Here is a 13,660-nt window from a genome sequence, read left to right as displayed (position 1 = left end):
GTTGCACGTGCGTATCAAGGACGCTGCGACAACTTGTGTTCCAGGTAATGAATGCTGGTTCCACCTTCTACAAAGCGGGCGTCTTGCATAAGCTCGCGGTGAAGAGGAATATTCGTCTGCACGCCTTCGACGGCCATCTCGGACAGCGCGATCTCCATACGTGCGATAGCCTGCTGGCGAGTATCTCCGTAGGTAATGAGCTTGGCAATCATGGAGTCGTAGTTCGGCGGGACCACGTACCCGCTATAGACGTGCGAATCCAGGCGAACACCCGGCCCGCCGGGAGCATGCCAACTGGTAATACGCCCGGGGCTGGGCGTGAACTTGAAGGCGTCTTCGGCGTTGATACGGCATTCGATCGCATGGCCCTTGATGATCACGTCCCGTTGCCGAAGCGTGAATTTTTCACCCGCGGCGATAAGAATCTGCTGTTGCACAAGATCGATACCTGTCACCATCTCGGTGACCGTATGCTCGACTTGAATCCGAGTGTTCATCTCGATGAAGAAGAACTCGCCATTCTCGTACAGGAATTCAAACGTGCCGGCGCCGCGATAATTGATCTTGCGGCACGCTTCGGCACAGCGTTCGCCAATGCGTTCGATGAGGCGGCGTGCAATACCAGGGGCAGGCGCTTCTTCAATGACCTTCTGGTGGCGCCGCTGCATGGAGCAATCACGTTCGCCCAGCCAGACCGCATTGCGCCCACCATCGGCCAGGACCTGGATCTCGATGTGGCGGGGATTTTCCAGGAACTTCTCGAGATAGACCTCGGGGTTATTGAATGCGGCCCCGGCTTCGGAGCGCGTCATGGTTACGGCATTCAGCAAGGCGGCCTCGGTGTACACCACTCGCATGCCACGGCCACCACCACCGCCCGCCGCCTTGATGATGACGGGATAGCCGACTTCGCGCGCGATGCGCTGAATTTCCTGGGGATCGTCCGGCAACGCGCCTTCGGAACCGGGGACCACCGGTACCGCGGCGGCAATCATCGCGCGCTTGGCGCTGACTTTGTCGCCCATCAGGCGTATGGACTCGGGGCGGGGCCCGATGAATACAAAACCGCTTTTTTCGACACGCTCGGCGAAATCTGCATTCTCGGCCAGAAAGCCGTAGCCGGGATGGATGGCCTCGGCATCGGTGACTTCCGCTGCGGAGATGATTGCCGGCATGTTCAGGTAGCTGTCGCGGGCCGGTGCAGGGCCGATACATACCGACTCATCGGCCAGCCGCACATATTTGGCGTCGCGGTCGGCTTCGGAATGAACCACCACTGTTTTGATGCCCAATTCGCGGCAGGCACGCTGAATGCGTAAGGCGATTTCTCCGCGATTGGCTATGAGAATTTTTTCAAACATGTATTAGCCGATGACAAACAAGGGTTGACCATATTCGACGGGCTCGCCGTTCTCGACCAGGATCTCCTTGACCACCCCGGACTTGTCAGCCTCGATCTCGTTGAGAAGTTTCATTGCCTCGATGATGCACAGCGGTTCGCCTTCCTTGACCGACTGCCCGACCTCGACGAAAGGCGAAGCTCCAGGATTGGGCGCACGGTAAAAAGTGCCCACCATAGGTGCCTTCACCTGATGACCTGCAGGCACAACAGGGGCAACTGGCGCGGCGGGGACCGGCGCCGCCGGAGCAGGCTCAGGCGCATAGGCCACGGGCTGCATCGCCTGGGAAAATTTCACGATCCTGACCTTGCCTTCACCCTCTGTTATTTCGAGTTCTGCTATGCCTGACTCGGCTACCAGGTCAATCAAGGTTTTCAGTTTTCTTAGGTCCATACGAACTTCCCGTAGCATTGCCCTGCTGCCATCGCACAGAGCAAGCATAATGATTAAAAGTTAAAAGTGATCGCGCCGCGCTTAATTAGCCAGCGCATAGAGCAAGGCCGCTTCATACCCGAACGATCCTAGCCCCGCTACCACTCCAACCGCCTTGTCAGCCAGAAAGGAATGGTGGCGGAAAGGTTCCCGCTTGTGCACATTCGATAAATGCACTTCAATAAAAGGAATGCTGACGCCTGCCAGCGCGTCTCGCAAAGCTACGCTGGTGTGAGTGTACGCGGCCGCGTTGATAATGATAAAGTCGGTATGGTCGCGGCTTGCAGCCTGAATACGATCGACCAGCTCGCCTTCATGATTGCTTTGGAATGCGGTGCAGGTAGCGCTGCTTTCTACAGCCAACTGCTGTAAGCGTTCGTTAATATCGTTCAACGTGCGTCGTCCGTAGACCTCTGGCTCGCGTGTGCCGAGCAGATTGAGGTTGGGGCCGTGCAAAACAAGAATGTGCTGCGCCATTGCGGATTTTTTATGAGGACAGACCGCCTTTTTACGCTAAAAAGGCGTATTTGTCCATTAAAGCCAAGCAACTTGGGAACCAGTTTCAGCTCATGCCCACAATGATCTTATCGAGCTCGGCCGGCTTGATCTGGCCGAGCAATTGCCGGGCCACCTTGCCGTGCTTGTCAAAGACCACCGTGAACGGCAACCCACCCTGTTTATTACCCAAAGCGCGCATTAATTTAATGCCGCCATGGCCACCGATAAGCAGGGGATACGACACGCGCACCTTCTTGGTGAATTTCTCGACGTTGACTGCCGTATCGACCGCCAAGCCGACGAAACCGACATGGCCATGTTTCTTATGCAAGGCATCAAGGTCGGGCATCTCTTTCACGCAGGGGGCACACCAAGTTGCCCAAAAATTAAGGACCAGGGGCTTACCCAGAAAAGCGGTAAGGTCCACCTGGCGGCCTTCCAGATCAGGAAAACCGTTAGCGTAAAAAGGATCGGGAGCTGAAGCGCCCGCGTATGCCGACCGCAGTGACAATACTGTACCGGCTGTTGTGGCCGCCGCGTAGCGCAGGAATTCTCGCCGTTTCATTTCGTCCAGTCCAGAGGTAAACATAAGCGCGTTTATGATAGCACCTGGCATAAAGCCGCCTGCCCGATTGCCTATGCAATAGAACGACACAAGCGTGCGGACGCCAGCATATCCGCTTGACTGATTACAATGGACGCCGGAGGAAAACAATGCATCTACATATTCTAGGCATCTGCGGAACGTTCATGGGAGGGCTGGCGCTTATCGCCCGGGCAGCTGGCCATTCCGTTACGGGATGCGACACCGGGGTCTATCCTCCCATGAGCACTCAGCTCGAGGAACAGGGCATCCGCCTGATCGAAGGTTTCGACGCCTCCCAGGTCGACTTCAAACCTGACCTCTATATTGTCGGCAATGTCGTAACTCGAGGCAATCCACTCATGGAAGCCATACTCGACCGCGGCCTGCCCTATACATCGGGACCGCAGTGGCTGGGCGCAGAGATATTGCAGGGCCAGCATGTGCTGGCGGTCGCGGGCACACATGGCAAGACCACCACCAGTTCCATGCTGGCATGGATACTTGAGTACGCCGGCCTAAAACCCAATTTTCTTATCGGCGGCATCGCTGCGGACCTGAACGTGTCGGCGCGGTTTCAAGCAGACCGTAAGGCTTTTGTGATCGAAGCTGATGAATACGATACGGCATTCTTCGACAAACGCTCGAAGTTCGTGCATTATCGCCCCCGCACGGCTGTATTGAACAACCTGGAATTCGATCATGCCGATATTTTCCCGGACCTCTTGGCCATAGAAACGCAATTTCACCATCTGGTCCGCACCATACCGTCCGCAGGCTGCATCATTCGTCCTAGTGTGTGCGAACCGCTGGACCGCGTTTTATCGCGCGGCTGCTGGACACCGGTCGAGACTTTCGGGCCTGAAGGTCAATGGCAGGCAGTTTCTGACTTGCACGCCTGCGACTTCCAGATCAAGGTCAACGACGCAAACGCGGGCACCCTGCATTGGCATCTGACTGGCGAACACAACCGCATGAATGCACTGGCCGCCCTCGCGGCAGCCCAGCACGTCGGTGTCGCGGCGGCTGTCGGAATCGAAGCGCTTGCCGCGTTCAAGGGTGTCAAGCGACGCATGGAGCTGCGAGGCGTTGTCAACGACATCAGCGTGTATGACGACTTTGCACACCATCCCACCGCCATTGCCACGACGCTGCAGGGATTGCGCAAGCAAACCGGTAGCCGGCGTATCCTCGCCGTCATCGAGCCGCGCTCCAACACCATGAAGCTGGGCACCATGGCGGCACGCCTGCCCGCTGCCCTGCAAGAAGCTGACCTTACGTTTTGCTTTGGTGCGAACGACGGCAAACACGCGCTGGGCTGGAACCCGGCGCAAGTTCTGGCGCCCCTGGGCACGCGCGCTTCGAGCTACGATGACGTGGACACATTGATAGATGCCATCTGCTTGTCAGCAATGCCTGGGGACTCTATCCTGGTAATGAGTAACGGCAGTTTCGCGGGGATACACCAAAAGCTCCTCGACCGCCTGCAATTCTGAAGGAATACGAAATGATCCTGTACCTCCACGGTTTTCGTTCGTCACCCAGATCCAGCAAGGCCACACTCATGGCACGGGCCATGCAAGAGCGCGGCCTGAGCCATGAATGGCTCTGTCCCCAGTTGCCGGCCAGTCCCCGGCGCTCCATGGAGTTGGCCAACCATCTCATCGAAACCGCCGTAAAAGAAAAGGGCTTGCAAGCAGAAAACGATCTCGTCATTGTGGGCTCGTCGCTGGGGGGCTATTACGCCACCTGCCTGGCCGAGCACTGGAAGTGCCGGGCGGTCGTGCTGAATCCGGGCGTATATGCGGCCCGGGACCTCGCCACGCAAGTGGGGGAGCACACGCTGTATGATTCGACAGACCCGTTTGTATTCCTGCCCGAGTACGTCGACGAGTTGGCCGAGATGGCGGTAGGAAAGCCAGCCCGACCTGAACGATACTATTTGCTGGCCGCCAAGGGCGACGAAGTCCTCGACTGGCGCGAAATGGCCGACTGGTATGCAGGAAGCCATGGACGCATACTGGAAGGCGGCGACCACGGTTTGTCCGATTTCCAGCAATGGCTGCCGGAAGTTATGGACTTTGCCTTGGGCAGCGGCCAATACCCAACACACACCGACGCGCAATCACGCGTGTCCTGATGGAAAACTATGTACGTTCTTTACGAAGACAGCGGAAATTTCAAGGCGGAAAAGATTTTTTCGCAAAGCGATTCCACCATGCAGGTGGAGTCCGAATCCGGCAAGCGCAGCAAAATCAAAATCTCCAGCGTCTTGTTCAGCTTCGATCAGCCTGCCCCGGCCGTCATGCTCGAGCAGGCACGCAGCCTTGCCCAGACGCTGGAAATTGATTTTCTTTGGGAATGCGCACCCCAGGAAGAGTTCGATGCCACCACATTTGCCCAGGATTATTTCGGACACGCACCCAGCGCCACTGAAAAAGCCGGACTGATCTTCGCCCTTAACAGTGCACCCGCTTACTTTCACCGGCGCGGAAAAGGACAATATCGGCCCGCGCCACCCGACATCCTGGCGGCGGCACTTGCCGCAATCGAGAAAAAGCAGAAGCAAGCCGCCCAGCAACAGGAATGGACCGACCAACTGGTTGCAGGTCAACTGCCCGACGCTATTGCCGAGGTCGCCCACAGCTTGTTGACCCGCCCCGACAAAAATACGCTGCAATGGAAGGCGTTCGAAGCCGCAATCGAACATCTGCGCACAAATCCTGAAAAACTATTGCTGCAGTTGGGCGCCTGGCCGCATGCCCTGGCCGTGCACCAGCACCGTTTCATGACCGCCAATTTCCCGAAGGGTACGCAATTCGCGCCGGTACAGGTTGCCGAGATGGCTGCCGACCTGCCGATTGCTGATGTGGTCGCGTATTCTGTCGACGATACCAGTACGACGGAAGTCGACGACGCCCTCTCGGTCGTACTGCTCGACAAGGATACCGTTCGGATTGGCGTCCACATCGCCGTACCAGGCCTGGCGGTGATACGCGGCAGCGACTTCGACAGCCTGGCTCGCACACGCATGTCGACGGTATATATTCCCGGGCTCAAGATACCCATGCTGCCCAATGAACTGATCGACGCCTTCTCCCTGGACGCCGGCAAACCCAGGCCGGCCCTGTCACTCTATGTAACTGCCAACTTGGCGACAGGCGAACAACTCTCGTCTGAAACGCGCCTCGAGCGCATTCAGGTCAAGGAAAACCTACGCCACAACCTGCTGGACGAATTCGTTACCGACGAAGCTCTTGCCGATCCTGAATCCGACCTGCCGTATGCCGAGTGGCTGCGGCCATTATGGGCGTACGCCCAACACCTGTCGGCGCAACGGGAACTCGTGCGCGGCAAGCCCGAGAACAACAACCGCGTCGAGTATTCGTTTGTACTGGATGGTCCTTACGACGACCCCGACACGCCGGTGCAATTGGTGCCACGTCGCCGCAACGCGCCACTGGATCGCCTAGTCGCCGAGTACATGATCATGACCAACAGCATTTGGGGCGGCCTGCTGGCGCAGCACGGCGTGCCCGGCATCTATCGGTCGCAACAGATGGGCCGTGTACGAATGTCCACATACGCCCTGCCGCATGAATCAATAGGCGTACCGCAATACGCATGGTGCACATCGCCATTGCGTCGCTACGTCGACCTGATCAACCAGTGGCAACTGATCGCCACCGTCGAGCATGGTGTTTCGGCACGGCTGGTGGCTCCATTCAAACCCAAGGATGCCGATTTGTTCGCCATTATCGGAGCTTTCGAATCCCAGTACACCGTGTGGAGCGACTACCAGTCTGCCATGGAGCGTTACTGGTGTTTGCGCTGGCTGCAGCAACAGGGCCTGCGCAGCGTTCAGGCCAGCGTATTGCGCGACGACCTCGTGCGCCTGACGTGTGCGCCACTGGTCACACGCGTCCCCGGCCTGCCGGAACTTGAACGCGGACAAATCATTACACTGGACATACTGGGCTTCGATGAACTGGCACTTGAGCTGGATTGCCGGCTGGGCGAAACTGCAATAGCCTGATATTTTTCCGCACAAGCCCGATATGTCTATGCTTTCCGCCCTGCTGTTACGGGTTCGCATGCCGCGCAACGACTATTTGCGCATTGCGATACTGTTATCGCTGGTCATCCATGCGATCGTGCTGACCGTGCACTTTTCCCGGCCGATGCCTCCCCGGGCGCCTGTGAACATGCTGGAAGTCACGCTGGTCAATGCGCGAAGCACTGCGGCCCCCATCACGCCTAAAATGCTTGCCCAGGACTCGTTAAATGGAGGCGGACAGGCCCAGACGGGGCAGGCAAGCTCGCCCTTGCCACGCACCGCCGAGTCCCCCGACGAGGTGGTGCTGGCGGCCTTGCGCAAGAAGCAGCAAGAGCTCGAGGCGGAACAGCTCCGACTCTATACGCAACTGACCGCCCCGCATAAAGTCCTTCCGGAACGCCAGCAGCCCGACCTGTCTGAACCCTCCACCGACTATGGTGCCGACGACGCGTCGCAGGAGTCCCGCTTGCTCAACGCGCAGATCAGTGCCCTGAAAGACCGCATAGAGCACTACAATGCCCAACCGCGCCACCAGTTCACGGGGCCAACGACACAAGCGGTAGACTACGCTGCCTATGTCGAGGCTTGGCGCCAGAAGATCGAGTTATTGGGCACTGAACATTACCCACTGGAAGCACGCGGCAAGATATATGGCGACTTGCAGCTCACGGTGTACATACGCAAAGACGGTTCACTCGATCGCGTCGAGATTGACCGCCCCTCGGAACATCCCATACTGAATCTGGCCGCCGCACGTATTGTGCAGCTGGCCGCGCCATTCGCCCCTCTACCACCCAGCATGGCCCGCAATACCGACGTGTTCGCCATTACGCGAACATGGCATTTCATGAACCAGCAACTGGAAACCAATACGCCGTGAATTGCGCCCCACCGCCAAAACGCTACGCCGTCATCGGCAATCCCATCGAACATAGCCGCTCGCCCTTCATACATGAATTTTTCGCCCGGCAAACCGGGCATGCCTTGGCCTACGAGAAGATAAAGGCACCACTGGACGGATTCGGCATGACGGTCGAAAACTTCTTCGCAAACGGTGGCCACGGCCTGAACGTCACCGTTCCGTTCAAGGAAGAGGCGTTCGCCCTGGCACGACCCAACCTTACCCTGCGCGCGCAGCTGGCTGCCGCGGTAAACACCTTATGGATGGAAAAGGGTAGCCTTCACGGCTGCAATACAGATGGCATCGGCCTGCTGAACGATTTGCTGAGGCTGGGACACTCACCCAAGGCTAAAGAAATACTGCTCGTCGGTGCCGGAGGCGCCGCCCGGGGCGTGGCTTTTCCCTTGCTGGACGCCGGCTGCGCTCGCCTGCACATTATCAACCGAAATCCCCAACGCGCATCTGCACTGCATCAACACCTGATCGAACAAATGCCGGCGCTATCACCGCGCCTTTCCTGGGGCAGCTTGTCTGATGCGGGAGGCCCCTGGGATATCGTCATCAACGCAACTTCCAGCAGCCTGGGACAGACCGCGCCAGACCTGCCCGGAAACCTCTATAAACCTGGTGCCCTTGCCTATGACATGGTCTACGGCCGTAAAGCGACGCCATTCATGATGCAAGCCGCGGAACACGGCGCGCACACCGTGGCGGATGGGCTGGGCATGCTGGTCGGCCAGGCAGCGGCAAGCTTTGCGATCTGGCACGGCGTCACGCCCGATCCGGAAGCCGTGCTGACTGCCTTGCGTCACCAGCTTCGCGCCGGCTGATCCCGTGGCCACACACAAAATAAACAAGACAAAGGTCCTGGGTGTTGCAGTGCTGGCGGCATTTTCCGCCCTGTTGCTCTATCTGTTCGGTCTTTTCGTCATGATACTTTGGCTCAGCGTTCGCGATCCGGGCAGCAGTGCCTTCATGGACGCCACACTGGCCGAACTTCGTCTCGCCAATCCCGAGGCCGAGCTCAAGTATCAATGGACATCCTACGAGGGCATCAACAAATCCCTCAAACGCGCTGTAATTGCGTCTGAAGATGCCAATTTCACCGACCATGAAGGCGTCGAGTGGGAGGCGATCCGCAAAGCGTGGGAATACAACAAGAAACAGGCTGAGAAAGGCAAGAGTAAAATTCGCGGCGGGTCGACAATTACCCAGCAGTTGGCCAAGAATCTGTTCTTGTCGAGATCACGCAGCTATTGGCGCAAAGGCCAGGAACTCGTACTGACCTACATGATCGAATTTGTCATGAACAAGCAGCGCATACTGGAACTCTACCTGAATGTAGCGCAATGGGGCGGCAACGTATTTGGCGCCGAAGCCGCTGCACGGCATTATTACGGCGTGAGCGCGGCGCAGCTAAGCCAATACCAGGCTGCGCAACTTGCCGCCATGCTGCCCAATCCGGTCTATTACGAACGTCATCGCAAAACCTCATATTTGCTGTCCCGCACCGGGACCATTCAGAAACGCATGAGGCTCGTGACTATTCCCTGACCGGTGGTCCGATAAAGGCCTGCAAATGTTAAGCTGTTGGCTCAACCACACACATTCGTTTCAGGTATCAAGTAATCGCATGCGCACCGCCCGCCGTTATATCGCCAGCGAAATCTACCGCTCCAGCGCCGTGGTCCTGATGGCGCTGATCGGCCTATTCACTTTCTTTGCTCTGATTGAAGAGCTCGATAATGTGGGCAGCAAATTCACTTTGCTGAACCTTTTCTACATGCAGGCCTTGGCGTTGCCCACCCGTTTGTACGATCTACTGCCCATAGGCTTGCTGATAGGCGCCATATTGGCCCTCGCCGGTTTGGCGCAACGTAACGAGCTCGTAATCCTACGCGTCTCCGGCGTCAGCGGCATGAAACTGCTGACCATGCTTTGGGTAGTGACCATCCCCCTGGTCCTGGGTGCATTCCTGCTTTCCGAAGTGATCACGCCCGCAGCGGAAATGAAATCCAGTGAGGCCAGCCTGACACTGCTTGGCAGATCCGGCGGAGGGCAATTGAACAGCGGTTACTGGTTCAAGGAATCGGATGCCGATGGAGGCACCCGCATCATCAACATTGCGCAGTTGAAAGCCAATGGAGATGTTGGCGACGTCACTCTGTATGAATTTCACAAGGGCCAGACCCTGGCCGCTTTTTCGAAAGCAAAAGAAGGCCGATTCACAGCCGGCACCCTTGAATTGCGCGAAATCACCCAGACACAGATCGACGCCAGCTCCGTCTCGGCCCTGGCCGACGCCAGGAAGCCGGATGCGCCACTTACTCGGCTGCAGACATTGAACAGCCGCGTTCTTGAAACCACGCTTACCCCCGAACGCCTGATCGCCCGCATCCTGACTCCCGAGCGCATGTCCATTTTCGACCTGCTCGATTACATCGACTACCTTGAAAACAACCGCCTGCAGACAGACCGGCAAGTGGTGGCCTTGTGGCGCAAGATGGCCTACCCATTCACTCTGCTGGTAATGATCACCATCGCCGCGCCAATAGGCTTCATGCAGACCCGGCGGGGTGGTGTCGGCAGCAAGGTATTCGTCGGCATCCTGCTGGGCGTCGGATTCTTCATGTTGAATCAGTTGGCGCTCAATGTTGGCATGCTAAGCAAATGGGCGCCGTGGGTTACCGCCCTGGTTCCCAATATCGGTGCACTTGGAGCGGCGCTGGGCGCTCTTATCCTGATGGAAAATCAGCACAATGTGCGCCGTTTCAATCAAACCCGCTGGCCATGGAGCAAGTCAGCCGCATGACAGGCCGCATGAAACCGACACCCGAGCCCAGCATCTGGATGATAGGCGACCTGCAAGGCTGCTGCCAGCCCTTGCGTGAACTGCTGGCCCATCCGGATATCAGTGGCGAGCCAAACGCCAAGTTCTGGTTCGCCGGCGATCTGGTCAACCGCGGACCCGATTCGCTGGCCACGCTCAAAATGGTCATGGCCTTGGGAGACCGCGCAATTTCCGTGCTCGGCAATCACGATCTCCACTTACTGGCCGTCGCCGCCGGCGTGCGCAAGCCGGGGAAGTCCGACACCATAGACGACATCCTGAAGGCTCCAGACGCACAAGAAATGATCGACTGGCTCAGGCATTGCCCGCTGGCTCACCATGAACAGGGGCACTTGATGGTCCACGCTGGCGTACTTCCTGCATGGACCACGGCTAAGACCCTTCTGTTGGCCGCGGAGGTTGAAGAAGCCTTGCGCGGTCCCAATTGGAAAGTCAGCTTGAGCAAGATGTATGGCAACGAACCCGTACTGTGGAAAGACGAATACCGCGGAAGCAAACGCCTTCGCGTCATTATCAATGCGATGACGCGTATGCGCATGTGCGACAAGAATGGTCAGATGGAATTCACCTTCAAAGGCGCTCCTGCCAACAATGGCCAAATGATGCCCTGGTTCGATGTACCGGCGCGTGCCTCCACTCAGGACACCATTGTGTTCGGACACTGGTCCACACTCGGTCTGATGCTGCGGCCGGATGTGATCTGCCTGGATTCGGGCTGCGTCTGGGGCCGGCAATTGACTGCAATACGCCTCCAGGACCGAAGAATCGTGCAGATTCCATGCGAGCAATATCAAAAACCAAAAGACGATTGAAAACCCGCTACACCGACAAGTCTTCTAATGCGGCCGCCGTACGATAGCCTGCCGGATTACATGGTGGGCGTGTGCGGAAACCTTGTTGCGCCCATGCTGCGCACAGTAGTCACCGCTCATCACGGCAAGGAATTCCAACTCAATCGACACGCCGGTCGTACCAAGCAAACGCCACATGTTCCGGAGCAAAGTTTGCTCGCCCACGAACGCCACATAGTCGCTGCGCTGACCACGATGAAAAAAGCGCAAGGCGAGAGGCTGGATATCGACATTGACGCGTATTGCCGGATCGAACAAACTGGAATGGAAGGGCGCTACGTCGTAGCCGGGGGAAGTCGTGCCCTCCGGGAACAACCCGACTATTTCCCCCCGTTCGAAACGAGCCTTCATTTGCTGGCCCACTTCGCGTACGGCATGGCGATGACCACGTTCGATGAACACCGTGCCCGAACCGCTCACCAGCCAGCCGATGACAGGCCAATGCCTTATCTCACTTTTGGCAATGAAGGAAGTGGGCCGAACACTGTTGATGACGAAAATGTCGATCCAGGATACGTGATTGGCGACCCATAATGCGGGACCGTGAGGAATGGGTTGTCCGGAGACCTCGACCCGGACACCGCAAAAAAAGAGCAACACCCGCGACCACCGACGCGTAATGGCCGACCGGGCTGCCGGCGTGCAATAAGGAAAAACAGCCGAGACCAGTAGTAGTCCCAGCAGTAGCCAGATAATAAGAAGCACCGCTCGCGGCAAAAATAACAAGACGGTCAAGTCATTCTCTTTGTGGTCTTTTTGCCGGTTAGTTTGGCGGTGTCAACGCATCGAGATAGCGCTGCAGTATAACTGCCGCGGCAACGGCGTCATCAGGGGCATTGGTACCCAGCAACTCTTGGGCTTCCACACTGGATCCGCGCTCGTCGACGAGCTCCACCAAGACCCCAAAGCGGCCGTGCAACTGATTGGCGAATCGACGGCAACGCAAGGTGGCGTATTGCGTTTCGCCATTAAGAGCAAGGGGCAAGCCGACCACCACCCTGTCGGGCTGCCATGTTTCAAGCAGCTGCGCTATGGCCGAGAAGCGTTGCTCGCGCGTGACCGACCTGAGAATCTCCAGAGGTCGGGCCACGCGCGTCAATGTATTGCCGATGGCAACGCCGATTTTCTTCGTTCCGTAATCGAAAGCAAGCAAGGTCTCTTCAGGCATGGCCTGCATCGCCCGCCAACATGAGCGGATCGATACCCAACTGGGCCAAGGCGGCCCCGTAGCGGCCTTCCGCCGGAGTATTGAACAGGATGTCGGGACTGGCCGCCACATTGAGCCATGCATTCTGCGACATTTCGCTTTCGAGCTGCCCCGCTCCCCAGCCCGCATAACCGAGGGTGACCAGGAGCATGGCGGGTCCGCGGCCATTGGCGACGTCCTGCAGAACGTCGCGCGATGTGGTGAGGGCGACATCGCCCAACTGGATACTGGAGCTGTAGCCGCCCGCTGGAGCGTGCAGCACAAAACCGCGGTCTGTCTGCACAGGTCCGCCGAAAAAAACCGGCGCGTCGGCAATCGGCCCTATTTCGAGGGCGAGATCCAGCTCGATGCGTTTTAACAGATCGCCCAGCGTGAGATCGGTCGGCCGATTGATGACGAGCCCCAATGCACCGTGTTCCGTATGCTCACAAACGTAGATGACTGTATTGGCCAGGTTGCCCGCCACCTTGCCTGGCATGGCTACCAAGAGTTGTTGGGACAAGTCGACGCTTGATTCGGCTTCGGGCCGATGGACTGTGGAAACCATGACTCGCCCTCCTGGGTCAATATTCAAATACTGTATTGATCAGACCGTATCAGACCTCGATCAGTTCAAAATCTTCTTTGCGTGCGCCGCATTCGGGGCAGACCCAATTCGGCGGGACGTCCTCCCAACGGGTTCCGGGTGCAATTCCCTCTTCAGGAAGGCCCGCTTCCTCATCATAGATCCAACCGCAAATTAAACACATCCATGTACGCATTTCTATTACTCGCTATAAATTTCATCCCAAACCCGCGGAGTCGGGAAGCTTCTATTAGAATGGGGTTAATGTTACTAAACCCAATAGCAACGTCCCGGGCATTTTCCTGGGATGTTGCA

General features: G+C 57.5%; 16 protein-coding genes. 8 read left to right on the top strand and 8 right to left on the bottom strand.

Features of this window, described 5'->3' with window-relative positions; all coding sequences use genetic code 11:
- Positions 1-14: 14 nt before the first annotated feature.
- The 4 genes from accC to CR155_RS04790 all read right to left on the bottom strand — a co-directional run bounded on the left by accC (position 15) and on the right by CR155_RS04790 (position 2,946).
- Positions 15-1,361 carry an acetyl-CoA carboxylase biotin carboxylase subunit gene (gene accC, locus CR155_RS04805; protein WP_102068868.1) on the bottom strand — a complete coding sequence of 449 codons (1,347 nt, stop codon included), beginning with the start codon at positions 1,359-1,361 and terminating at the stop codon, positions 15-17.
- A 3-nt stretch (positions 1,362-1,364) separates the two neighbouring features.
- Positions 1,365-1,793 (bottom strand): acetyl-CoA carboxylase biotin carboxyl carrier protein, encoded by a 429-nt coding sequence (accB, locus tag CR155_RS04800; protein WP_102068867.1) that lies wholly within the window; start codon positions 1,791-1,793, stop codon positions 1,365-1,367.
- An 81-nt stretch (positions 1,794-1,874) separates the two neighbouring features.
- Positions 1,875-2,309, bottom strand: coding sequence for a type II 3-dehydroquinate dehydratase (gene aroQ / locus CR155_RS04795; RefSeq protein ID WP_102068866.1), 435 nt, complete (start codon positions 2,307-2,309; stop codon positions 1,875-1,877).
- 85 nt (positions 2,310-2,394) lie between these two features.
- Positions 2,395-2,946 (bottom strand): TlpA family protein disulfide reductase, encoded by a 552-nt coding sequence (locus CR155_RS04790; protein ID WP_369406169.1) that lies wholly within the window; start codon positions 2,944-2,946, stop codon positions 2,395-2,397.
- Between the two features lie 98 nt (positions 2,947-3,044).
- Here CR155_RS04790 and mpl point away from each other — a divergent pair, with 98 nt between their 5' ends.
- From mpl to CR155_RS04750, 8 genes are all read left to right on the top strand, one after another.
- Positions 3,045-4,409 carry a UDP-N-acetylmuramate:L-alanyl-gamma-D-glutamyl-meso-diaminopimelate ligase gene (gene mpl, locus CR155_RS04785; RefSeq protein ID WP_102068865.1) on the top strand — a complete coding sequence of 455 codons (1,365 nt, stop codon included), beginning with the start codon at positions 3,045-3,047 and terminating at the stop codon, positions 4,407-4,409.
- 11 nt (positions 4,410-4,420) lie between these two features.
- Positions 4,421-5,053, top strand: a complete 633-nt coding sequence (locus tag CR155_RS04780; protein WP_102068864.1) for a YqiA/YcfP family alpha/beta fold hydrolase — start codon at positions 4,421-4,423, stop codon at positions 5,051-5,053.
- Between the two features lie 9 nt (positions 5,054-5,062).
- On the top strand, positions 5,063-6,949 hold the full coding sequence (locus tag CR155_RS04775) for a ribonuclease catalytic domain-containing protein (protein ID WP_102068863.1): 1,887 nt from the start codon (positions 5,063-5,065) through the stop codon (positions 6,947-6,949).
- Between the two features lie 22 nt (positions 6,950-6,971).
- Entirely contained in the window at positions 6,972-7,850 is an 879-nt protein-coding gene (locus CR155_RS04770; RefSeq protein ID WP_102068862.1) for an energy transducer TonB, read from the top strand.
- Complete coding sequence (aroE, locus tag CR155_RS04765; protein WP_439650414.1) at positions 7,847-8,701, top strand: shikimate dehydrogenase; 855 nt, start codon at positions 7,847-7,849, stop codon at positions 8,699-8,701. The genes CR155_RS04770 and aroE overlap by 4 nt, the downstream gene beginning before the upstream one ends.
- A gap of 4 nt (positions 8,702-8,705) precedes the next feature.
- Positions 8,706-9,425: a monofunctional biosynthetic peptidoglycan transglycosylase gene (gene mtgA, locus CR155_RS04760; RefSeq protein WP_102068860.1), complete on the top strand. Its 720-nt coding sequence runs from the start codon at positions 8,706-8,708 to the stop codon at positions 9,423-9,425.
- A gap of 79 nt (positions 9,426-9,504) precedes the next feature.
- Complete coding sequence (gene lptG, locus CR155_RS04755; protein WP_102068859.1) at positions 9,505-10,683, top strand: LPS export ABC transporter permease LptG; 1,179 nt, start codon at positions 9,505-9,507, stop codon at positions 10,681-10,683.
- A gap of 8 nt (positions 10,684-10,691) precedes the next feature.
- Entirely contained in the window at positions 10,692-11,534 is an 843-nt protein-coding gene (locus tag CR155_RS04750; protein ID WP_102069142.1) for a symmetrical bis(5'-nucleosyl)-tetraphosphatase, read from the top strand.
- A gap of 24 nt (positions 11,535-11,558) precedes the next feature.
- Here CR155_RS04750 and CR155_RS04745 read toward each other — a convergent pair whose 3' ends face one another.
- From CR155_RS04745 to CR155_RS04730, 4 genes are read right to left on the bottom strand one after another with little or no spacing between them, the layout of a single operon-like run.
- Positions 11,559-12,308, bottom strand: coding sequence for a lysophospholipid acyltransferase family protein (locus tag CR155_RS04745; RefSeq protein ID WP_102068858.1), 750 nt, complete (start codon positions 12,306-12,308; stop codon positions 11,559-11,561).
- 28 nt (positions 12,309-12,336) lie between these two features.
- Positions 12,337-12,741, bottom strand: a complete 405-nt coding sequence (ruvX, locus tag CR155_RS04740) for a Holliday junction resolvase RuvX (RefSeq protein WP_102069141.1) — start codon at positions 12,739-12,741, stop codon at positions 12,337-12,339.
- Positions 12,734-13,327, bottom strand: a complete 594-nt coding sequence (locus tag CR155_RS04735) for a YqgE/AlgH family protein (protein ID WP_102068857.1) — start codon at positions 13,325-13,327, stop codon at positions 12,734-12,736. Before CR155_RS04735 ends, ruvX begins: the two co-directional genes overlap by 8 nt.
- A 49-nt stretch (positions 13,328-13,376) precedes the next feature.
- Positions 13,377-13,547 carry a rubredoxin gene (locus CR155_RS04730; protein ID WP_199171692.1) on the bottom strand — a complete coding sequence of 57 codons (171 nt, stop codon included), beginning with the start codon at positions 13,545-13,547 and terminating at the stop codon, positions 13,377-13,379.
- Positions 13,548-13,660 lie beyond the last annotated feature (113 nt).

Source organism: Pollutimonas nitritireducens (assembly GCF_002849615.1).
GTDB lineage: Bacteria > Pseudomonadota > Gammaproteobacteria > Burkholderiales > Burkholderiaceae_B > Pollutimonas > Pollutimonas nitritireducens.
Note: the sequence above shows the minus strand (reverse complement) of the source record. Positions and strands in the feature narration are given on the sequence as shown.

What these genes read in the sequence shown, in the direction of transcription:
- accC (WP_102068868.1), bottom strand. Translation starts at nt 1,361, where the DNA reads ATGTTTGAAAAAATTCTCATAGCCAATCGCGGAGAAATCGCCTTACGC.
- accB (WP_102068867.1), bottom strand. Translation starts at nt 1,793, where the DNA reads ATGGACCTAAGAAAACTGAAAACCTTGATTGACCTGGTAGCCGAGTCA.
- aroQ (WP_102068866.1), bottom strand. Translation starts at nt 2,309, where the DNA reads ATGGCGCAGCACATTCTTGTTTTGCACGGCCCCAACCTCAATCTGCTC.
- CR155_RS04790 (WP_369406169.1), bottom strand. Translation starts at nt 2,946, where the DNA reads ATGCCAGGTGCTATCATAAACGCGCTTATGTTTACCTCTGGACTGGAC.
- mpl (WP_102068865.1), top strand. Translation starts at nt 3,045, where the DNA reads ATGCATCTACATATTCTAGGCATCTGCGGAACGTTCATGGGAGGGCTG.
- CR155_RS04780 (WP_102068864.1), top strand. Translation starts at nt 4,421, where the DNA reads ATGATCCTGTACCTCCACGGTTTTCGTTCGTCACCCAGATCCAGCAAG.
- CR155_RS04775 (WP_102068863.1), top strand. Translation starts at nt 5,063, where the DNA reads ATGTACGTTCTTTACGAAGACAGCGGAAATTTCAAGGCGGAAAAGATT.
- CR155_RS04770 (WP_102068862.1), top strand. Translation starts at nt 6,972, where the DNA reads ATGTCTATGCTTTCCGCCCTGCTGTTACGGGTTCGCATGCCGCGCAAC.
- lptG (WP_102068859.1), top strand. Translation starts at nt 9,505, where the DNA reads ATGCGCACCGCCCGCCGTTATATCGCCAGCGAAATCTACCGCTCCAGC.
- CR155_RS04750 (WP_102069142.1), top strand. Translation starts at nt 10,692, where the DNA reads ATGAAACCGACACCCGAGCCCAGCATCTGGATGATAGGCGACCTGCAA.
- ruvX (WP_102069141.1), bottom strand. Translation starts at nt 12,741, where the DNA reads ATGCCTGAAGAGACCTTGCTTGCTTTCGATTACGGAACGAAGAAAATC.
- CR155_RS04735 (WP_102068857.1), bottom strand. Translation starts at nt 13,327, where the DNA reads ATGGTTTCCACAGTCCATCGGCCCGAAGCCGAATCAAGCGTCGACTTG.